This is a genomic window from Massilia sp. YIM B02763 (assembly GCF_030412015.1).
Taxonomy (GTDB): Bacteria; Pseudomonadota; Gammaproteobacteria; order Burkholderiales; family Burkholderiaceae_D; genus Telluria.
The window spans coordinates 32,535-50,676 of record NZ_JASNRD010000009.1 but is presented as its reverse complement, the minus strand read 5'-3'; the positions used below and the strand labels follow the sequence as shown (position 1 = coordinate 50,676).

At 63.0% G+C, this 18,142-nt stretch carries 20 protein-coding genes and 1 riboswitch; of the genes, 7 read left to right on the top strand and 13 right to left on the bottom strand.

The features are described 5' to 3' along the window. Positions 1-2 precede the first annotated feature (2 nt). The 3 genes from recQ to QPK32_RS13405 all read right to left on the bottom strand — a co-directional run bounded on the left by recQ (position 3) and on the right by QPK32_RS13405 (position 3,046). On the bottom strand, positions 3-1,823 hold the full coding sequence (gene recQ / locus QPK32_RS13415) for a DNA helicase RecQ (protein WP_290413320.1): 1,821 nt from the start codon (positions 1,821-1,823) through the stop codon (positions 3-5). Positions 1,824-1,859: 36 nt separating this feature from the next. Next, a complete protein-coding gene (locus QPK32_RS13410; protein WP_290413319.1) occupies positions 1,860-2,693 on the bottom strand; it encodes an undecaprenyl-diphosphate phosphatase in 834 nt (277 codons plus the stop codon). Positions 2,694-2,836: 143 nt separating this feature from the next. Beyond that, a complete protein-coding gene (locus tag QPK32_RS13405; RefSeq protein ID WP_308632550.1) occupies positions 2,837-3,046 on the bottom strand; it encodes a Fe-S-cluster oxidoreductase in 210 nt (69 codons plus the stop codon). A 69-nt stretch (positions 3,047-3,115) separates the two neighbouring features. On the opposite strand from QPK32_RS13405, the gene QPK32_RS13400 reads away from it, so the two are divergent. After that, positions 3,116-4,777 carry a recombinase family protein gene (locus QPK32_RS13400; protein ID WP_290413318.1) on the top strand — a complete coding sequence of 554 codons (1,662 nt, stop codon included), beginning with the start codon at positions 3,116-3,118 and terminating at the stop codon, positions 4,775-4,777. 38 nt (positions 4,778-4,815) lie between these two features. Here the strand turns inward: QPK32_RS13400 and mobF are convergent, their stop codons facing one another. The 4 genes from mobF to QPK32_RS13380 are packed head-to-tail and all read right to left on the bottom strand — an operon-like array spanning position 4,816 to position 9,410. Then, on the bottom strand, positions 4,816-7,389 hold the full coding sequence (mobF, locus tag QPK32_RS13395; RefSeq protein WP_290413317.1) for a MobF family relaxase: 2,574 nt from the start codon (positions 7,387-7,389) through the stop codon (positions 4,816-4,818). Then, positions 7,383-8,591, bottom strand: coding sequence for a type IV secretion system DNA-binding domain-containing protein (locus QPK32_RS13390; RefSeq protein WP_290413316.1), 1,209 nt, complete (start codon positions 8,589-8,591; stop codon positions 7,383-7,385). The genes mobF and QPK32_RS13390 overlap by 7 nt, the downstream gene beginning before the upstream one ends. Position 8,592: 1 nt before the next feature. Then, the gene (locus QPK32_RS13385; RefSeq protein WP_290413315.1) at positions 8,593-8,919 is read right to left on the bottom strand and encodes a hypothetical protein; all 327 of its coding nucleotides are present in this window, start codon (positions 8,917-8,919) and stop codon (positions 8,593-8,595) included. Next, positions 8,916-9,410, bottom strand: coding sequence for a hypothetical protein (locus QPK32_RS13380; protein ID WP_290413314.1), 495 nt, complete (start codon positions 9,408-9,410; stop codon positions 8,916-8,918). Before QPK32_RS13380 ends, QPK32_RS13385 begins: the two co-directional genes overlap by 4 nt. Before the next feature lie 267 nt (positions 9,411-9,677). Here QPK32_RS13380 and QPK32_RS13375 point away from each other — a divergent pair, with 267 nt between their 5' ends. Both QPK32_RS13375 and QPK32_RS13370 read left to right on the top strand, forming a co-directional pair. Beyond that, entirely contained in the window at positions 9,678-10,199 is a 522-nt protein-coding gene (locus QPK32_RS13375) for a hypothetical protein (protein WP_290413313.1), read from the top strand. 2 nt (positions 10,200-10,201) lie between these two features. Then, entirely contained in the window at positions 10,202-10,570 is a 369-nt protein-coding gene (locus QPK32_RS13370) for a hypothetical protein (protein ID WP_290413312.1), read from the top strand. A gap of 21 nt (positions 10,571-10,591) precedes the next feature. On the opposite strand, the gene QPK32_RS13365 is transcribed toward QPK32_RS13370, so the two are convergent. Next, positions 10,592-10,849, bottom strand: a complete 258-nt coding sequence (locus QPK32_RS13365) for a YkgJ family cysteine cluster protein (protein ID WP_290413311.1) — start codon at positions 10,847-10,849, stop codon at positions 10,592-10,594. A 273-nt stretch (positions 10,850-11,122) separates the two neighbouring features. Between QPK32_RS13365 and QPK32_RS13360 the strand changes: the two genes are divergently transcribed. The 4 genes from QPK32_RS13360 (at position 11,123) to QPK32_RS13345 (ending at position 14,343) form a co-directional block, all read left to right on the top strand. Continuing rightward, positions 11,123-11,785: a TetR/AcrR family transcriptional regulator gene (locus QPK32_RS13360; RefSeq protein ID WP_290413310.1), complete on the top strand. Its 663-nt coding sequence runs from the start codon at positions 11,123-11,125 to the stop codon at positions 11,783-11,785. A gap of 164 nt (positions 11,786-11,949) precedes the next feature. Beyond that, positions 11,950-12,603 (top strand): protein-L-isoaspartate O-methyltransferase, encoded by a 654-nt coding sequence (locus tag QPK32_RS13355; protein WP_290413309.1) that lies wholly within the window; start codon positions 11,950-11,952, stop codon positions 12,601-12,603. A gap of 11 nt (positions 12,604-12,614) precedes the next feature. Beyond that, positions 12,615-12,938 carry a rhodanese-like domain-containing protein gene (locus QPK32_RS13350; RefSeq protein ID WP_290413308.1) on the top strand — a complete coding sequence of 108 codons (324 nt, stop codon included), beginning with the start codon at positions 12,615-12,617 and terminating at the stop codon, positions 12,936-12,938. Between the two features lie 49 nt (positions 12,939-12,987). After that, the gene (locus QPK32_RS13345) at positions 12,988-14,343 is read left to right on the top strand and encodes a TolC family outer membrane protein (RefSeq protein WP_290413307.1); all 1,356 of its coding nucleotides are present in this window, start codon (positions 12,988-12,990) and stop codon (positions 14,341-14,343) included. 67 nt (positions 14,344-14,410) lie between these two features. Here QPK32_RS13345 and ribB read toward each other — a convergent pair whose 3' ends face one another. From ribB to QPK32_RS13320, 5 genes are all read right to left on the bottom strand, one after another. After that, complete coding sequence (ribB, locus tag QPK32_RS13340) at positions 14,411-15,067, bottom strand: 3,4-dihydroxy-2-butanone-4-phosphate synthase (protein WP_290413306.1); 657 nt, start codon at positions 15,065-15,067, stop codon at positions 14,411-14,413. 98 nt (positions 15,068-15,165) lie between these two features. Then, positions 15,166-15,319, bottom strand: a riboswitch (FMN riboswitch). Between the two features lie 76 nt (positions 15,320-15,395). Then, positions 15,396-15,812 (bottom strand): lactoylglutathione lyase, encoded by a 417-nt coding sequence (gloA, locus tag QPK32_RS13335; protein ID WP_290413305.1) that lies wholly within the window; start codon positions 15,810-15,812, stop codon positions 15,396-15,398. A gap of 174 nt (positions 15,813-15,986) precedes the next feature. Then, entirely contained in the window at positions 15,987-16,415 is a 429-nt protein-coding gene (locus QPK32_RS13330) for an OsmC family protein (protein ID WP_290413304.1), read from the bottom strand. Between the two features lie 20 nt (positions 16,416-16,435). After that, the gene (locus tag QPK32_RS13325; protein ID WP_290413303.1) at positions 16,436-17,734 is read right to left on the bottom strand and encodes a sorbosone dehydrogenase family protein; all 1,299 of its coding nucleotides are present in this window, start codon (positions 17,732-17,734) and stop codon (positions 16,436-16,438) included. Continuing rightward, positions 17,731-18,054 (bottom strand): hypothetical protein, encoded by a 324-nt coding sequence (locus tag QPK32_RS13320; protein ID WP_290413302.1) that lies wholly within the window; start codon positions 18,052-18,054, stop codon positions 17,731-17,733. The genes QPK32_RS13325 and QPK32_RS13320 overlap by 4 nt, the downstream gene beginning before the upstream one ends. Between the last annotated feature and the right edge of the window lie 88 nt (positions 18,055-18,142).

The following is an 18,142-nucleotide window of genomic DNA, read 5'->3' as shown; positions in this document are numbered from 1 at the left end:
CGTCAGACCATCTCGCTGATGATGTTGACGATCTCGTCGCCGTAGGAATTGAGCTTCTTCTCGCCCACGCCCGACACGCCGCGCAACTGGTCGAGCGAGGTCGGCTTGACCTTGGCGATCTCGCGCAGCGTGGCGTCCTGGAACACGACGTAGGCCGGCACGCCATGGGTGCGCGCCGTCTCCATGCGCCACCAGCGCAGCTTGTCGAACACGGCCTGCTCGGACTTGGACAGTTCCATTTCCTCGTAGCTGCCGCGCGGCGTCGACGTGCGCTTGGGCTTGACGGGCTTCTGGTACTGGCGCAGCTGCACCTTCTGCTCGCCCTTCAGCACGGGGCGCGCGGCTTCCGTCAGCTTGAGGGAGCTGAAGGCGTCGTGGTCGACGGTGACGAGGCCCAGGGCGATGGTCTGGCGCACGATGGCGCGCCATTCCTGCTCGCCGCGGTCGGTGCCGACGCCGAACACGGTCAGTTTGTCGTGGTGCCACTGGACCACGCGCTCGGACGAGACGCCGCGCAGCACGTCGATCACGTGGCCGGCGGCGAAGCGCTGGTCGACGCGGTAGATGGCGGACAAGAGCTTCTGCACGGGCACCGTGGCGTCGAACGAGGTGGGCGGGATCAGGCAGGTGTCGCAGTTGCCGCAGGGGCCGGAGCGCTCGCCGAAATATTCCAATAAGCGCATGCGGCGGCAGCTGAGCGTCTCGCACAGGCCCAGCATGGCGTCGAGCTTGGAGCTCAGCACGCGCTTGAAATTCTCGTCGGCGTCGGATTCGTCGATCATCCGGCGCTGCAGCACGACGTCCTGCAGGCCATACGCCATCCAGGCGCTGGACGGCAGGCCGTCGCGGCCGGCACGGCCCGTTTCCTGGTAATAGCCTTCGAGCGACTTCGGCAGGTCGAGGTGGCACACGAAGCGCACGTCCGGCTTGTCGATGCCCATGCCGAAGGCGATCGTCGCGACCATCACGATATTGTCCTCGCGCAGGAAACGCGATTGGTTCGACGCGCGCAGCTGGTGGTCCATGCCGGCATGGTAGGCGAGGGCGCGGATGCCGTTCTCGTTGAGGAATTCGGCCGTTTCCTCGACCTTCTTGCGCGACAGGCAGTAGACGATGCCCGAGTCGCCCGGGTGCTCGGTCGTGATGAAGTCCAGCAGCTGCTTGCGGCCGTTGGTCTTCTCGACGATGGAGTAGCGGATGTTCGGGCGGTCGAACGAGGAGACGAACTGGCGCGCCTCTTCCAGCTGCAGGCGCTGGGCGATCTCGGCGCGCGTCATCTGGTCGGCGGTGGCCGTCAGCGCGATGCGCGGCACGTGCGGGAAGCGCTCGTGCAGGATCGACAGGCGGATGTATTCCGGCCGGAAGTCGTGGCCCCATTGCGAGACGCAGTGGGCCTCGTCGATGGCGAACAGCGAGATGTGCGCCGACTCGAACAGTTCCAGGCAGCGCGGCGTCATCAGGCGCTCGGGCGCCACGTAGACGAGATCGAGCTCGCCCGTGCGCACCATGCGTTCGATGCGCAGCGTTTCCTCGAAGGTCTGGGTGGAGTTCAGGAAGGCGGCGCGCACGCCCACTTCGGCCAGCGCGTCGACCTGGTCCTGCATCAGCGCGATGAGCGGAGACACGACGACGCCGACGCCGTCGCGCAGCAGCGCGGGGATCTGGTAGCACAGCGACTTGCCGCCGCCCGTGGGCATCAGCACGAGCGCGTCGCCGCCCGCCGCCACGTGCTCGACGATGTCGGCCTGCTGCCCGCGGAAGGCGGGATAGCCGAACACCGTCTCCAAGACGTGCAGCGCGCGTTGCTGGATGTCGCTCGTCATGATGTCAATCGATCCTTCGATGGGAACCGGGTGCGATTAGTCAGCCCACACCACCCAGCCAAAGTGGGCGGTGACCAGCACGACCACACCGAACACGATACGGTACCAGGCGAAGATCGTGAAGTCGTGCGTGCTGATGTAACGCAGCAGCCAGCGCACGCACAGGAAGGCGGACACGAAGGCGGCCAGGCCGCCGATGCCGAACAGCGGCAGGTCGGCGATCGACAGCTCGTGGCGCGCCTTCAGCACCGAGTACACGGTGGCGGCCAGCAGCGTCGGGATCGCGAGGAAGAACGAGAATTCGGTGGCGGCCGTGCGCGACAGGCCGAACAGCATGCCGCCGATGATGGTCGAGCCGGAACGGCTGGTGCCCGGGATCAGGGCGAAGCACTGGGCGCAGCCGACCTTCAGCGCGTCGAGCATGGTCATGTCGTCGACGGTGGCCACGCGGTGCGAGCCGGGCAGCGTCTTGTGGCGCTTTTCCGCCCACAGGATCACGAGCGCGCCGATGATGAAGGCGCTGGCCACGGGCACGGGCGTGAACAGGTGTTCCTTGATCGCCTTGGCGAACAGGAAGCCGAGGACGGCGGCCGGCAGGAAGGCGATGGCGAGGTTGACGACCAGCTTCTGCTGGCGCGGCTCGGACGTGATGCCCGAAAACACGGCGCCGATGCGCGCGCGGTATTCCCACATGACGGCGAGGATGGCGCCGGCCTGGATGGCGATGTCGAACACCTTTGCCTTTTCGGTCGTGAAATCGAGCAAGCTGCCGGCCAGGATCAGGTGACCCGTGGAAGAGATCGGCAGGAATTCGGTAAAGCCCTCGACGAGGCCCATGATGATCGCTTTGAGGGCGAGAATGATGTCCATGTGGTGATCTTGTTCAGGTTGCGGGAAACGTTGCGGAAGGGAACGGCGCGGGCCGCAAGCTTACCATGAAGGGACTAACCGTCGAGTTACAAATCTCAGGTGGTGCTTTTTTCGCCGGAGGCAAGAGTCGCTCGTCGAGCTTGTCAGGACGTCAATCGTTCCAGCTCGGCCAGGAAGAACATCGCGTGCTCGCGCGTCGTGCCGCACATCTCGTGCGAGGGCGGCAGGCTGCCGCAGACGCGCGGCCGGCCCGGCTGGCCGAAGATGCGGCAACCGTTGTCCTCGTCCAGCTGCACGCAGCGCACCCCGGCCGGCTTGCCGGAAGTTACCTTAAGGGATGAAAGAGAAACCATTTCAAGTGTAGGGTCAATATAAAACTGCTGCATTTACTGGTTTCGTCCATCCCTTAAGGAACCAGACCCATGACCAGCACCACCACTGTAGCAGCTAAAGAGATTTCGAAGCTCTTCCCTTCCGAACGTCCTAAGGCGTACTCGTATGTACGCTTTTCCACAAGGCGTCAGGCAAAGGGTGACAGTCTCCAGCGGCAGCTCGACCGAAGCCGTGAGTATGCAGCAGAACACAACCTTCTTCTGCAAGAGAAATCGTTCGAAGACCTCGGCGTCTCTGCCTTCGACCGTTCGAACGCCACCAAAGGAGCCCTTGCCGCCTTCATCCAGGCCGTAGAGTCCGGCGCAATTGAGCGAGGGTCGTTCCTGCTGGTGGAAAACCTTGACCGTCTGTCTCGTGCGGACCTGTTCGACGCAATGGCGCTGCTTGCCAAACTGGTAAAGCTCGGCATCCGCGTCGTTACACTCATCGACAAAAGGATTCTTGACGAAGAGAGCATCAAGGACCAGACGAGCCTTATCTGGGCAGTCATGGTGTTCATCCGTGCTAATGAGGAATCGGCAACTAAGTCTGACCGGGTGAAAAAGGCACATCAGCGCAAGCGCGACAACGGGTCAAAGTTCGCTTTCGGCCAAGGACCGGGTTGGCTACGGCCGAACGGCAACAAAACTGGCTGGGATGTCATTCCCGAGAAGGCCGAGAGCGTAGTCAAGGTCTTTGAGCTCGTTGCGAGCGGCATTGGTTCTACAGCAATCGCACGCATCGCGAATCGGGAAGGCTGGCCAGTGCCCGGGAAAGCGAAGGATTGGCACAAGACCTTGCCGCATAAGCTCGTGCACAACCGCAGGGTTCTCGGTGAGTTCGAGCCGTCAATCAAGGATGGGAAGGCTCGCAGGCAGACTGGCGATTGCTGGTCCGACTACTACCCGAGGATTGTCTCGTTGGAACTCTTCAACGCTGCACAGGCGGCGGCAGAGCGGCGGCGTCACCTCCCCAAGCGCCGTGATGTTGGTTATCACAACGTATTTCAGGGGTTCTTGCGCTGCGGGCACTGTGGCGCGACCCTGGCGCGCAAAGGGAAGACGAGCGGTCGTAACAGCGCCGGCTATGCTCTGTACGTCTGCGCCGACCGTGACCGTGGCGTGACCAAATGCCCCAACTGGAACGCGCGTGAACTGGAGACCAAGCTCATCCCACCGCTTATGACCTCCGTCTCTGCCGAAATACTGAAGGGGAGCGTCAAGCAGGATGCCCTCGAAGCGTTGGACCGGGAGCGCGCTGCGCTCCTGCAGGACACGAAATCCCTGCAAAACTTGCTGAATATCGTCGAGCAAGCGGGCGGCTCGGCTGCCCTGGCCAACCGCATTCGTGAGCTTGACAGCGCGGTGGAGGCGCGCAAGGCCCGCGTGGTGGAGCTGTCTGCTATTGCGAACGACCCTGTTGCGGCCGTATGGGAGGAAGACCTGGAGCAGGCCATCGTGGATGCGCTTGGCGCAGTCAGGGACATCACGGACGAGCGGATGACTGAGCGCGCGGAGCTGCATGGGTCGTTCACTCGCGTCATCAGGAAACTGTTGGTCTGGCCCGATAGTCATGCCGTACTTCAGCTTCGCCATGACGACGCCAACGTTTTCATCCCTCTGTCCGAGCAGGTTCCGCTTCACATGGCGCTCAAAGGCGAGCTGTCACTGCCAATCTGCGCCAGCAATGATGAAACGGCCGTGCTCGGGTGAACACGGCCTTGTCCAATCATTGGCGAATCCGTTGGTATTTACAGCCCCATTGCCAAGCGGGGCTTGTCCAGGTCGAGCGCCGCAGACTTCACGTCCGTCCTGGCCATGGCAGCGGGTAGCAGCTGGCGGTCATCAGTGTAGAGCCTGACCTCCTCCCTGGCACGGCTGATGGCGACGTAGAACAGACTCTCGTTCGCCATCGCGCTGCTTACGTCAGCGTCAATCAAGACACGGGCACAGGTCTGCCCTTGCGCAGAGTGGACCGTGGTGCAGTATCCGTGCTCCAGATGGAGCGGGCGCGCACGGTCGAGCGTTACCGCGCTTCCGGTTTCTGTCTTGACCGTGACCCCGAGGCTCGTGACTGCGGTTACGGTGCAGAATTCGCCGTTGATGAGACCTCGGGCGTAGTCGTTGGCGCTGACCCGCACCTTATCGCCGACGGCGAGGTTGCGCTCGGCGACCGTATAGACGCTAACGTGGGAGAGCAGCGCCGGACGCCATTGGTGAGTAGTGCCGTCTTGACATTGCAGTGCGACCTGGCCGCCTCCTGCCGAAACAACCGTGGCGAAATCGCCCCGGCACAGATTGAGCGACGGATAGTCCTTCTGAGCCTGCACGAGGTCGCCGACATGGTAGGACACCGAGCTCCTTTTTTGCGCATCGGTCAGGTCGCGGCTCACAAGAATCGATACCGCCTCGCCAACGAGACCGAGGCGAGCGCGGACCTCGGCGTTGATGGCTTCGCGCGCGTGATGAGTGCCGGCCACAATCAGGGTTTGTTCGCGTTGCGCGGGAACGAGTGCGCAGTAGTGACGAGCGATGGTCGCGTACCTGTCGCGAGCGTGAGCGACCTCCGCAATTCGGGGTGCAAGAAGCTTTACCGATTCCGCTACATTGCCTTCCGCAGCGTGTTCCACAGCCGTCTTCAGGTTCGCGTTGGTTTGCCGCTGAATCTCGTGCATGATTGCGGTTTCCATGCCCGCTGCCTGGAGCTGCGCGAAGGGGATACCCGCGCGGACGGCTTTCAACTGCTGGGTGTCGCCTACAAGCACGACGCGTGCGTTGGCACACTCCACCAGCTCGAGAACGGCTTGCATGTCACGTGCAGCGACCATGCCTGCCTCGTCCACCACGACCAGCGTGCCGCTATCAAGACCACGGCCACCTCTGGCCAAAAATGCGGCGATGGTTTGAGCTTCGATACCGGCGCCGCCGAGCTCCTGCGCGGCGGCGGCTGACGGTGCCAGCCCCATTGAGCGCCAGCCGTTCATGGATGCGATGTCGTGTACCTGCGTGAGCATGCGTGTTTTCCCGGTGCCAGCGCGTCCTTGTATGCCGACGACGCGGTGCCGGCTTGTCAAGACGAGTCGCGCCGCGCCCCATTGCCCCACGTTGAGCTCCGTGCCCTCAGTACCCGGCAACCATTGCTGGCGGACGATGGGGGCGAGTGCATCTCGTCCGCGTGCTTCGATGCCCAGGAATGCCCGCTCTGTCGATTGCGCCTCGGGGGTGGTGTAGACCTCGCCATTCGACAGCAGACGACCACTGCTGACCCGGCTCGCCAATTCCGTCTCGATGTCGGCCATTGTCGCGGCGCCGGTAGCGTGCCCCAATGCCCAGCCCGCTACGGCTTCGTGCCTTATCAGGCTTTGCCTTTCTGTTAAGTGCTCGGTTGCAAAGTCGACTGCTGCCGCAACTCGTTGATGTCGCTCGTCCGCGCTGAGGGACGAGGGCGCCAACGGTGCGTAGTCGATTCCAAGCGCGGCACTCTTTTCGCGCCACGCCATGCGTAAGCTCTCACGGTCCAGGTCTCCCTTGGCCTTGCGGCTCGCGAGCGCCGCAATCTCGCGCTCTGCTGCCGAGGCGGTACGCCGGTCCTTTCCATGTTTCGCAAGGGCGTGAGCAATGGCCTGGCTGCGGCTACTGAATGCTGCCACGGCACTATCGGAAAGATGGGCGAGCTCGAAGCGGCCGTCATGGTGGGTCAAGCGAACCGCATAGCCGAGTGCTTGCACCTCCAACGCCAACTCGGCGCGGTAGAGGGCTCCAAGCAATTTCTGCTGGGCGTACAGCGGCGCCGCGTCGAGAGCACGCCACTGTCCATCAGCGCGGCGCGTCAAGTTCAGGACGACGGCATGCGTGTGCAACTGTGGTTCGGCATCACGTGACAGCTCGTGCCGAAACGTAGCGACTGTCAGATTGCCCGTCAGTTCCGAATACGTTGCACCTGCTTGCGTCACGCGGCATGCAGCAAGACGTGCCTCCACGTGGGACAGCACGCGTGCGACCGCTGTGTCGTGCGCCTTCAACAGCCGTTCGTCATCGGCAATCAGCGCCTGCATCGATACGCTCTTCGGCGCACTGAACGTCAGGTCTGAACCGGCCCGGCGCTCTCCGTCGCCGCCATGGTGCATTGTCGTGCCATCCGGTAGCTCGCCGTCGAGAAGCGCTTTGAACGTCGGGGTATCCACGACGCCAGCGAGACACAGTGCCTCCGCGCCCGCACCCCACCAGGCGCTGGCGGCCTGGCCATCTTCCGCGTAGTAATCGTCAGCACTTTCGTAGTAGCTGGCAGCGGCATCACCCGAGGTCACTTTGGCAAGGCTCAGCATGCGGCCTCCTCCTGGTATGCCTCGGTGACGACATCGCGAATTTGCGGCAGTAAGCGCACTTTGCGCACGAGGCTGTCGCCGGCAAGCGTCAGATAGCCCTGTAAGCTGGGCAGCCCTGCGATTTCCGACGCCAAGACAAGCCGCTCCTGCGCCGTCTGCAGGCTGGTGCCACGGCTGGTCCCCTGCGTGCCTTGTGAACGCGAGGCGTCGGGCCGCTGTATTTCGCGTTCGCCCAAGGACCGGGAAAGGGCATCGCAAGTGTCCGGGTCTGTACGAGAGATAGCTAAAACCATCAGGTTCCGGAAGCAGCTACGCAACACCGTCGCGGCGTCCTTCCCATAGAGCCCGTCAAGCTGGGCCGTGCTCTGGACGCCTGCGACCACGCAGAGCCCGTGCTTGCGTCCTAAGGTCAGCGCTGCTTCGAGCGATGCGAGAGACCCGAGAGCGGCGAGTTCGTCGGCGATGAGCCAGATACGCCGTGCCGGGTCCGGTGGCAGCGAGAGCACGGCATTGGCAAGTACGTCCACCCAAGTGCCCATGAGTGGGGCAAGTGCCGTCTGCATGTCGGGGCGCCAGGTGAGGAACAGACTACCCGACTCGTTCTCCAGCCAGCTCCGCAGAGAGAATGCACCGGGTGCGAGATAGCGCTGGGGTGCAAGCCGCGCCGCCAGGACAAACCTGGTAGACGCAAGCGCCTTCGCGGCTTCCGGGTCGAAGAGCCCTGCCGTCGCCGTGCCCGCCAATAGCTGTGCAAGTTCGCTGGCTGGTGCGATGCTGGCCCAGTAGAGCAGCCTGTCCGTCGATGTTTCGCCGGTACGTACCAAGGCGCGGAGAATTTCGGCCAGTAGCGTCTGTGCGTAGCCATGCCAAGCGGCACTTTCGCCGTGCCCGTCCGGGACGACACTCCTGGCAAGGCGCTCCGCGTCGAAATCCTTGCGGAACTCGTTGAACAGAGACCAGCGTTCGCTCCGGCTGTCGAACGGATTCAGCAGCCTGTCGCCATCCTGGGCATGGTGCGCGAGGTATCCGCCGTTGGGGTCACAGATAATGCACCGGTCGCCACGAGCGCGGGTACCGTCGAGCAGCTCCGAGATGGCAGTAGTCTTGCCAGCACCGGTGGTGCCGGTCAACAGCCAATGCAGGGGCTCGATTTCTCGTGGTAGCGGGATGTCGGCCAAGGTGAGGGTGTCGAACTGTTGCATCTCAAGCCTCCAGTCTGGGGCCACGGATGTGCGCACCCTTTAGCTCGCCCTGGTGTCTCCACCGCGCGAAGAGCCACATGCATACCCCGCTGGTCGCCAGCACGGCAACGGTCAGGGTGAGCACAAACAGCGTTTGGGTCAGGGACGTTGCTGTTCCGGTGACAACTGATTCAAGCTGCTTGACAGCGACCGACCAGTGAAGTCCAAGGCCGCGCTGCCATACTGCTGCCCAGATGACTATGAAATTTGCCCCGGTCAGCGCCGTCCACACAGCCACGCGGTCGAGCACGATGCCGATACTGTTCAGGAATGGGTCGCGGATGTTCATGCTTTCCCTCCGTTCCGCTGGGCCAGTTGCGCACGCACGCGCGACAGGATTTGCGCATCCCTGGCCGCTGCCAGTTCGCGCAGGAGCAACACGGCTTCCAGAGCCAGCGTGTCGCCCGTGGACTGGACTGGCGCACCGAGCAGACCACGGAGGGTTGCCAGCTCAGCCTTCAAGTCGAGGGTCTCGTGGGCCGCGAGCACCTGCTCGCGTACGTACTCGCTCATTGGCTGGCTGGCGATGTCTGCTTGACAGGCAATTGCTGAGTATTCGTCCGGCGAAACGCGGACCTTGATGAACCTGCTGCGCGCGGCTGCCCGTGGCACTGCGGTACCGCGCTGCGTGGCCTGTTTGTGGGCCGCTGAAATCGAGGACGGTCCACCCGCAAAGCCAGCATTGGCGCGGGTTTCAGGGGCGAATGCGTCGCAATCGGAGATTGCAGGGGTGTGTACTTTCTTTGCTTGGCTTGTTGGAGCCGGGGTGACGGTTTGCATGGCTTGCTCTTTGCGTGGTTGGGATTTTTCGTATAGCGAACGCGATTCCGAAATCTCGGAACGACGTGGCCCGAAGGACCTGGCGGGGCCAGTCCACGCGGTAGTTAAGCCATGAGTTTTATATCGGTAGCATGCGGGCGTTGTGCACCGCGCGGGAGCGACGATACCTACGGGCTAAACGGTCTTTTCTTGACAATCTGCTTACGTTCCCGAAGAATGTTCAGATTGCATTTCCGTCCAGCACTCTTATGCCTGAAGGGAGAAAAAATGAAGGCGTTAACGCGAGATGAGCTGATTCAGGAGTTGAAAGCGCACGGTTTTCGCCCTCAGGGAACGGCGTCGATGAAGTGGCGTATGGCCTGGGTCAAGTCAAACGGCACTCAAACAATGTTCGTATTGATTCGCACGCGAGGAGTAGATTTACTTATCACGTCCGTGCCCATTGAAGAAATGCTCAATTCCGACAGAAAGTTGAGTGTCGTGCATCGAGCAGACGACCGGTTTGTCGAATACAACTATACAGAGAGTGAAGTTTCCATTCATTCGCAAGCGCTTTCGGCTGTTTCGCTCTTCGTCAATAATCAGCCGATAGACGAGTCATATTTCCAGAAGGTCGGGATTGGGCGTTCTGAGTGGGCTAGCAAATATGGTACTAAAGCGAAGGAGCGCGAGCAGGGAAGCACGTCCAGCTTGTACCAAGCCCTGAGCCATGGCGATGGGGAACCCGTCTACCTTAGCGACGGGGTTTGGCTGGGGGCCGACGGGTCATTCGAGGACAGGGGACGTTGAAAATGGAAGTATCCAACACAAGGGCTGACGCCATTGAACAGAATTCGGCAGAGCACACCTCGCTAGCACTAGCGATTACTCTTTCGCTTTTATCCTTTTTGCTCGCGTTTGTTCAATCTTGGGTGCATAGTTTTAGGCTGCAGTCACTCCCAAGAATCGCTACCGCTTTCAACTATCCTCAAGCACTGAGTCAACTGATAGCGGAATCCTTCGGGGCAAGCCTGCTTTTCCCAGTCGTCCACGTGGCAATTGCATCGCTTTTCAAAAGCAAGCGTAATCCAACTTCCCGGCGCCGGATTTTTATTGGCTGGGGCCTTGTCATCATCGTTGTCGCTATTTTTTCGCTTTGGATGAAAAGTAAGGGCATCTGACGGCGACTTCCGCCTGGCATCTCAACTCGGGGCGGTTGCTCTCTCCAACTCATCCAGCCAGCGGATAGCATGTTCGCGGCTGGAGCCGCACATCTCTGCCGACGGTTGTAGTCCTGCACAGAATGCTGGCCGCTCCGGTTTTCCGAAGACCCGGCAGCGGCTATCTTCCGCAAGTTGGACGCATCTCGCCCCTGCTGGCTTTCCGTCTGGCATGCCTGGTATTGGGCTGGTAATCGAAGGAGCGATGCAGCACGCACCGCAATGGTCACGACAGTTCATAACATCACTTTAGTTGACAACCGGCTTCCCGTCGGGCATGCCGGGAATGGGCGACGTGATCGACGGCGCGATGCAGCAGGCGCCGCAGCCGGGACGGCAGCGCGCGGGTTCGGAGGAAGAAGTCACAGGGAATGTGCGGGAGTAAACACAGGGGAGGCAAGCCCGCCAGTATACTACGGCTGCCAGATACAATCCGTGACAGGGGCTTTCTTGACTCCCCCGGATGCCGGTCTTATAGTCGGTTGACTCAACAATAAGTTGTCAGACAGAAGCATGGCATGCCCTTTTGACACCAAGCCGCGCTGGGAACGGCGCAAGGATGCGCGGCCCCAGGAGTTGCTGGAGGCGGCGCTCGACCTGTTCGTCGAACGTGGCTATGCCGCCACACGCCTGGAAGACGTCGCCCGCCGCGCCGGGGTCTCCAAGGGCACGCTCTACCTGTACTACGAGAACAAGGAAGAGCTGTTCAAGGCCGTCGTGCGTTCCAGCATCGTGCCCATCATCGGCGACGCCGAAGTCTCCGTGGCCGAGTTCGAGGGGCACAGCGCCGACCTGCTGCGCCAGCTGGTGCTGTCCTGGTGGGGGCGCCTGGGCGCGACCAAGGTCTCCGGCATCATCAAGCTGGTGACGGCGGAATCCGACAATTTCCCCGAACTGGCCTGCTTCTACCAGGAAGAAGTCATCAACCGGGGTACCCGCGCCATGGCCACGATGCTGGAACGGGGCATCGCGCGCGGCGATTTCCGTCCCATCAACGTGTCCATGATGACGCAGGTGCTGGTCGCCCCCATGCTGATGCTGATCACCTGGAAGCACTCGGTCGGCCCGTGCCCGCGCGCCGAACTGGACCCGCAAGCCTTCCTCGACACCTTCCTCGACATGGCCCTGCACGGCCTGTCGCCCTCCGTCACCGCGGCGCCCGCCGGCGCCCGGTGAATCGCCTCCCTGCGACCGGCGCGCGGTTTTCCGGGTTTCATCCCCTCCAAACTGCAGACTGTCGCAATTTCCGCTGGTCTCGGCAAACGTGTCGTTAAGATATGTTTGCTGAAGCCGTTCAACGATAAAATATCGGATTATTTCTTTTTCAACCGAGTATTGAAATGAACATCGAACAAGCCCGCTTCAACATGATCGAACAGCAGATCCGTCCGTGGAACGTGCTGGATACCGAAATCCTCGACCTGCTGCACGTCGTCAAGCGCGAACAGTTCGTGCCGGCCGCGTACCAGAACCTGGCGTTCGCCGACGTCGAAATCCCCTTGCCGGGCGGCGAAGCGATGTTCGCGCCGAAGATCGAGGCACGCATCATGGAAGAGCTGAAGGTCCGCAAGCACGAGACCGTGCTGGAAATCGGCACCGGTTCGGGCTACATGGCCGCCCTGCTGGCGCACCGCGCCGCCAAGGTGACCACGGTGGAAATCAATCCGGAAAGCGTCGAGCTGGCGAAGAAGAACCTGGCCAAGGCCGGCATCTCGAACGTGACCGTCGAGCAGGGCAACGGCGTGGTGGAGTTCGGCAAGGGCGCGCCGTACGACGTGATCGTGATCTCGGGTGCGCTGGAAGTGCTGCCGGAAGAACTGCTCAAGCAGGTCAAGCCGGGCGGCCGCATCGCCGCCATCGTGGGCCAGCCGCCCGTGATGGAAGCGTCGATCATCACCCGCACCGGCGAGAACGCCTGGAGCACGGTGAAGGTGTTCGAGACCAACGTGAAGTACCTGACGGGCGCCCCGGTGCCGTCGCACTTCCAGTTCTGAACGGGCGCGCCATGCAACACATTACCGCACCCGAGCTGGCGGCCTGGCTGGCCGACCCCGCGCGTCCCAAGCCGCTGTTGCTCGACGTGCGGGAAAACTGGGAATTCGAGACCTGCCAGATCGCAGGCTCGACCCAGATCCCGATGCACTTGATTCCGATCCGCGTAAGCGAACTGGATGACGACCAGGACATCGTCTGCGTGTGCCACCACGGCGCGCGCAGCATGCAGGTCGCCGCCTTCCTCGAGCGTAACGGGTTCAGCAACGTAACGAATTTGACGGGCGGGATACACGCCTGGGCCGTGCAGGTCGATCCCTCGATGCCGAAGTATTGAAGCGTCGACGGCCTGCGTCCATAACTTGATGACTCCGACGGAGAAAGTAATGCAGAAACCCCTCATCGCCGTGCTGTTGGCCAGTGCTTTTTCGCTCCAGGCGCAGGCGGCCGATTTGCTCCAGGTGTACCGGCAGGCCTTGGCGAACGACGCCACCTATGCCAGCGCCCGTGCCTCCGCCGTGGCGGGCCGCGAACGCATCACCCAGGGGCGCTCGGGGTTGCTGCCGACCGTCGGCATCACCGGGGACGTGACCCGCACCAAGAACGACAACGCGGCCTGGAACGAAGGCCAGATCATCGACCCGAACGACCCGTTCTCGACCGTGCAGGGCAGCGAAGGCACCGCCACGTCGAAGACCTACACGATCGCCCTGCAGCAGCCCCTGTTCCGCTGGGACCGCTGGCAAACCTACCAGCAGAGCAAGCTGCAGCAAGCCATCTCCGAAGCCCAGTTCGCCCAGGCCCAGCAGGACGTGATCGTGCGGGTGGCGCAGGCCTACTTCGACGTGCTGTCGGCCCAGGACACGCTGGAATCGACGCGCGCCCAGAAGGAAGCGACGACCGAGCAGCTGGCATCGGCCAAGCGCAATTTCGAGGTCGGCACCCAGACGATCACCGATACCCACGAAGCCCAGGCCGCCTACGACCTCGTGATTTCGCAGGAAATCGCCGCCGTCAACGACCTGGAGAACAAGAAGACGGCGCTGCAGGCCATCATCGGCACGCCGCCGGCCACGCTGGCGACGCTGCGCACGGGCGTGACCCTGACGGCGCCGCAGCCGATCAACGTCGACCAGTGGGTGTCGGCCGCGGAAGACCAGAACTACGGCGTGGCGGTGGCCCAGCTGCAGCTGGAATCGGCCAAGCGCGACATCTCGAAGAACCGCGCCGGCCACTATCCGACGCTGGACCTGGTGGCCAGCTCGCGCCATAACCGCACCGACGGCCAGACCTATTTCTCGGGCCGCCAGACCACCAACGCGGTCGGCGTCCAGTACAGCATCCCGATCTTCAGCGGCTATTCGGTCACCAGCCGCGTGCGCGAATCGATCGCGCTGGAAGACAAGGCGCGCAACGACCTGGAGGCGAGCCGCCGCAATGCCGCGCTCACGGCGCGCCAGTCCTTCCTGGGCGTGAACAGCGGCCTGGCCCAGGTGAAGGCGCTGGAAGCGGCGGAAGTGTCGAGCAACTCGGCGCTGGAATCGAACAAGCTCGGCTATCAGGTCGGCGTGCGTATCAACATCGACGTCCTGAATGCCCAGCGCCAGCTGTACCAGACCCGCACGGACCTGGCCAAGGCGCGCTACAACACCATCATCGCCGGCCTGCGCCTGAAGGCCGCCGCAGGCTCGCTGCGCGAAGAGGACCTGCAGCCGATCAACGCGCTACTGCAGCAGCCGTAAGCACGGCATGCAGCAATGAAAAAACGGCGCCGCGGCGCCGTTTTTTCATTGCACGATCAAAGCCTGATCAAGCCGCTTCGCGCTGCTCGCGCTTGCGCCATTCGATCATCTCGGCGATGGTCAGGATCGGGAAGCCGCGCTCGCGCGCGAAGCGCTCGATGGTCTCGCCGCGCATCATGGTGCCGTCCTCGTTCATCAGTTCGCACAGCACGGCGGCCGGCTGCAGGCCCGCCATGATCGACAGGTCGACGGAGCCTTCCGTGTGGCCGGCGCGGCCCAGCACGCCCGCCGGGTTGGCGCGCAGCGGGAACACGTGGCCCGGGCGGACCAGGTCCGCCGGTTTCGCATCGGCCGCGATGGCGGCACGGATCGTCGTCACGCGGTCGGCCGCGGACACGCCGGTGGTGACGCCTTCGCGCGCCTCGATCGAGACGGTGAACGGGGTGCCGTACTTGCTGCCGTTTTCAAGCGCCATCGGCGGCAGTTCCAGCGCGCGCACATTGTCGGCCGACAGGCACAGGCAGACGATGCCGCTGCATTCGCGGATCATCAGCGCCATGGTCTCGTTCGTGAGCTTTTCGGCCGACACGATCAGGTCGGCTTCGTTCTCGCGGTCGAAGTCGTCGAGCAGGATCACCGGAATGCCGGCGCGGGTGGCTTCCAGGGCGGCGGCAATGCGGCCTTCCAGGTCGTCGCTTTGAAGGGTAAAGGTATCGATGGTCATTGAGACGCTCCTCGCAATATGGTGAACTAGCGAAAAACGCATCAGGGCAAAGCGAAACGGCGCGGCCAGGCGTGCAGGGCACGCAGGCGCGTAATGACGCACATCTTCTTTCATCCGGACTATACCGTCGGCCCTGGCTTCTCACCAGGTCTGCTGACCTCGCCGCATAAGAACCATGCAGCGAGCGCTCGCGGGCTCGGCCGTGATGGCCATACCGCCGGTGGGGAATCGCACCCCGCCCCGAAGACGTATTTATATAAACAGTGTCCGCTTGAAACGGACAAGAGGATTGTAGCAGGGCCCGCCGGACCCTGCTGGCAGCAGCCGCTTATTGCTTGGTCAGCCCGCCGCCGCTCTCGTTGTCGCCGCGCTGGATCAGCTCGACCTTGTAGCCGTCCGGGTCGGTGATGAAGGCGATCACGGTGGTGCCGCCCAGGACCGGGCCCGGCTCGCGGGTGATGTTGCCGCCGGCCGCGCGCACCTGTTCGCAGGTTTTGTAGATGTCCTCGGCGGACAGCGCGATGTGGCCGTAGGCGGTGCCCATCTCGTACTTGTCGACGCCCCAGTTGTAGGTCAGCTCGATTTCGGCGTGGTCCGGGTTGTTGCCGTAGCCGACGAAGGCCAGGCTGTACTTGTATTCGGTGTTTTCGCTGGTGCGCAGCAGTTTCATGCCGAGCACCTTGGTGTAGAAGTCGATCGAGCGCTGCAGGTCGCCGACGCGGAGCATGGTGTGCAGGAGGCGCATGGTTATCCTTGTTGGAATGTGGGGAAAACAGGGATTCTATGCGTTCAGGGGAATCTTTGCAGCCGGGGTCAGAGCCCGGTTTTGTTTTCCAGAGGGCTCTGACCCCGGTGTTCAGCCGTGATGCCTGCCGTAGCCGGGTAGGGTGGGCATGACATGCCCACCGCAATGCACGCATCAAGCCTGCAGTTTTGCATCCAGCGTGATCTTCGTATTGAACAGCTTCGACACCGGGCAGCCTTTCTCGGCTTTCTGCGCCGCATCCTGGAAGGCTTCCTGGCTGGCGCCGGGGATGGTGGCCGTCAGGTCCAGGTGCACCGCGGTGATGGCGAATCCGCCGTCGACCTGGTCCAGCGACACGGTGGCGTTGGTTTCCAGCTTCGTCGCCGTCAGGCCGGCTTCGGCCAGCTGGGCCGACAGGGCCATCGTGAAGCAGCCCGCGTGCGCGGCCGCCAGCAACTCTTCCGGATTGGTGCCGATGCCGTCGGCGAAGCGGGTGTTGAAACCGTACTGGGTATCCTTCAGCACGCCGCTCTGGGTCGAGACCGCACCCTTGCCGTCCTTCAGTCCGCCGCTCCAGACGGCGCTGCCTTTACGCTTGATCATGCTCGTTCTCCCTAGGTGGTTTATTTGCCTGCCGGAGCGATCCGCCAGACGATGTTGCCGACGTCGTCCGCCAGCAGGATGGCGCCGTCCTTGGCGACCGTCACGCCGACCGGACGCCCGTACGCATGTTCGTCCTTGCTCAGGAAGCCTGTCAATATATCCTTTGGCGGGCCGCTCGGCTTGCCGTCGGCGAAGGGGACGAACACGAGCTTGTAGCCCGAATGCGGCTTGCGGTTCCAGGAACCGTGCTGGCCGATCAGGGCGCCGTTCTTGTACTGGGGCAGCAGGTTGCCGTCGTAGAAGGCGAGGCCCAGCGAGGCCGTGTGCGCGCCGACGGCATAGTCCGGCACGATGGCCTTGGCGACGAGGTCCGGGCGCTGCGGCTTGACGCGCTCGTCGACGTGCTGGCCGTAGTAGCTGTACGGCCAGCCATAGAAGCCGCCGTCCTTGACGCTGGTGATGTAGTCCGGCACGAGGTCGTTGCCGATCTCGTCGCGCTCGTTGACGGCCGTCCACAGCGCCTTGCTTTGCGGGTGGAAGGCCATCCCGTTGGGGTTGCGCAGGCCGCTCGCGAAGATGCGGCCCTTGCCGCTGGCGACGTCGACTTCCCAGATCGCCGCACGGCCTTCCTCGATCTCCATGCCCTTGTCGGCCACGTTGCTGTTCGAGCCGACGGTCACGTACAGCTTCTTGCCGTCCGGCGAGGCGATGACGTTCTTGGTCCAGTGATGGTTGATGCCGGCCGGCAGATCCATCACCTTGGCGCCCTTGCCGGACAGGCTCGTCTCGCCCGTTTTATACGGGAACTTCCACAGCGCATCGGCGTTGGCGATGTACAGGTCGTTGCCGACCAGGACCATGCCGAACGGCGAATTCAAGTCCTTCGCGAAGACCGTCTTCGTCTCGGCCGTGCCGTCGGCCTTGAGGCCGCGCAGCAGGGTGATGCGATTCGGGGATTCGACGCCGGCACCGGCCTTGTCCTGCACCATGCCCTGCACCTTGGCCTTGATGCCGCCTTCCTTCGGCGCATTCTTCGGCTTGTTGCTCTCGGCCACCAGCACGTCGCCGTTGGGCAGCACGTAGAGCCAGCGCGGATGATCGAGGCCGCTTCCATACGCCGTGGCCGTCAGGCCCGCGGCCGGCGTCGGGCGGGTGCCTTGCGGCCACGGCTCGGCCTTGGCGATGTTCAGCGTCGGGATCAGCGATGCCTGCGGCGCCGGCAGCGCGGGGTTCGGGCCCCAGCCGGTCGGGTACTGCTGGGCCAGCGCGGAAGCGCTGAAGGCGCCGATGAGGAGGGCGAGCAGGGGCCTTGCCGTCATCGGTTCTTTCCTTCGTCGACGGGAACGACGGAGTCGTGGTCGCGCATGTCGCGGTTGCGGTCCGGCAGCGGATTGGCTTCGCCGCTGGCGTCCGGATTCGGCTGCACCGCCTGTTCCAGGCCCGGCGTGCCGCGGCCCTCGTAGTTCTCGGTATCGACCAGGCCGTTCTCGATGTCCTCGGCGGCCTGCTTGATGATGCCGCGCGGCTTCACGCTCTGGCCGTCCGGCGATTCGTCGCGCTCGTGCGGTTCGCGCTTGTAGCTTTGTTCCTCGATCTTGCGATCCGTGTTCACGACACGGTCTTTTTCTTCCTGCGGCATGATGGCCTCCCAGATTTAATTGTTTAAATCCTAACGCCACATCCGCAAGCCGGTCGCGCAATTGGATGATGCTTTTTTGCAATTACGT

Coding starts and splice junctions, on each gene's coding strand:
- recQ (WP_290413320.1), bottom strand. CDS start 1,823: ATGACGAGCGACATCCAGCAACGCGCGCTGCACGTCTTGGAGACGGTG.
- QPK32_RS13410 (WP_290413319.1), bottom strand. CDS start 2,693: ATGGACATCATTCTCGCCCTCAAAGCGATCATCATGGGCCTCGTCGAG.
- QPK32_RS13405 (WP_308632550.1), bottom strand. CDS start 3,046: ATGGTTTCTCTTTCATCCCTTAAGGTAACTTCCGGCAAGCCGGCCGGG.
- QPK32_RS13400 (WP_290413318.1), top strand. CDS start 3,116: ATGACCAGCACCACCACTGTAGCAGCTAAAGAGATTTCGAAGCTCTTC.
- mobF (WP_290413317.1), bottom strand. CDS start 7,389: ATGCTGAGCCTTGCCAAAGTGACCTCGGGTGATGCCGCTGCCAGCTAC.
- QPK32_RS13390 (WP_290413316.1), bottom strand. CDS start 8,591: ATGCAACAGTTCGACACCCTCACCTTGGCCGACATCCCGCTACCACGA.
- QPK32_RS13385 (WP_290413315.1), bottom strand. CDS start 8,919: ATGAACATCCGCGACCCATTCCTGAACAGTATCGGCATCGTGCTCGAC.
- QPK32_RS13380 (WP_290413314.1), bottom strand. CDS start 9,410: ATGCAAACCGTCACCCCGGCTCCAACAAGCCAAGCAAAGAAAGTACAC.
- QPK32_RS13375 (WP_290413313.1), top strand. CDS start 9,678: ATGAAGGCGTTAACGCGAGATGAGCTGATTCAGGAGTTGAAAGCGCAC.
- QPK32_RS13370 (WP_290413312.1), top strand. CDS start 10,202: ATGGAAGTATCCAACACAAGGGCTGACGCCATTGAACAGAATTCGGCA.
- QPK32_RS13365 (WP_290413311.1), bottom strand. CDS start 10,849: ATGAACTGTCGTGACCATTGCGGTGCGTGCTGCATCGCTCCTTCGATT.
- QPK32_RS13360 (WP_290413310.1), top strand. CDS start 11,123: ATGGCATGCCCTTTTGACACCAAGCCGCGCTGGGAACGGCGCAAGGAT.
- QPK32_RS13355 (WP_290413309.1), top strand. CDS start 11,950: ATGAACATCGAACAAGCCCGCTTCAACATGATCGAACAGCAGATCCGT.
- QPK32_RS13350 (WP_290413308.1), top strand. CDS start 12,615: ATGCAACACATTACCGCACCCGAGCTGGCGGCCTGGCTGGCCGACCCC.
- QPK32_RS13345 (WP_290413307.1), top strand. CDS start 12,988: ATGCAGAAACCCCTCATCGCCGTGCTGTTGGCCAGTGCTTTTTCGCTC.
- ribB (WP_290413306.1), bottom strand. CDS start 15,067: ATGACCATCGATACCTTTACCCTTCAAAGCGACGACCTGGAAGGCCGC.
- gloA (WP_290413305.1), bottom strand. CDS start 15,812: ATGCGCCTCCTGCACACCATGCTCCGCGTCGGCGACCTGCAGCGCTCG.
- QPK32_RS13330 (WP_290413304.1), bottom strand. CDS start 16,415: ATGATCAAGCGTAAAGGCAGCGCCGTCTGGAGCGGCGGACTGAAGGAC.
- QPK32_RS13325 (WP_290413303.1), bottom strand. CDS start 17,734: ATGACGGCAAGGCCCCTGCTCGCCCTCCTCATCGGCGCCTTCAGCGCT.
- QPK32_RS13320 (WP_290413302.1), bottom strand. CDS start 18,054: ATGCCGCAGGAAGAAAAAGACCGTGTCGTGAACACGGATCGCAAGATC.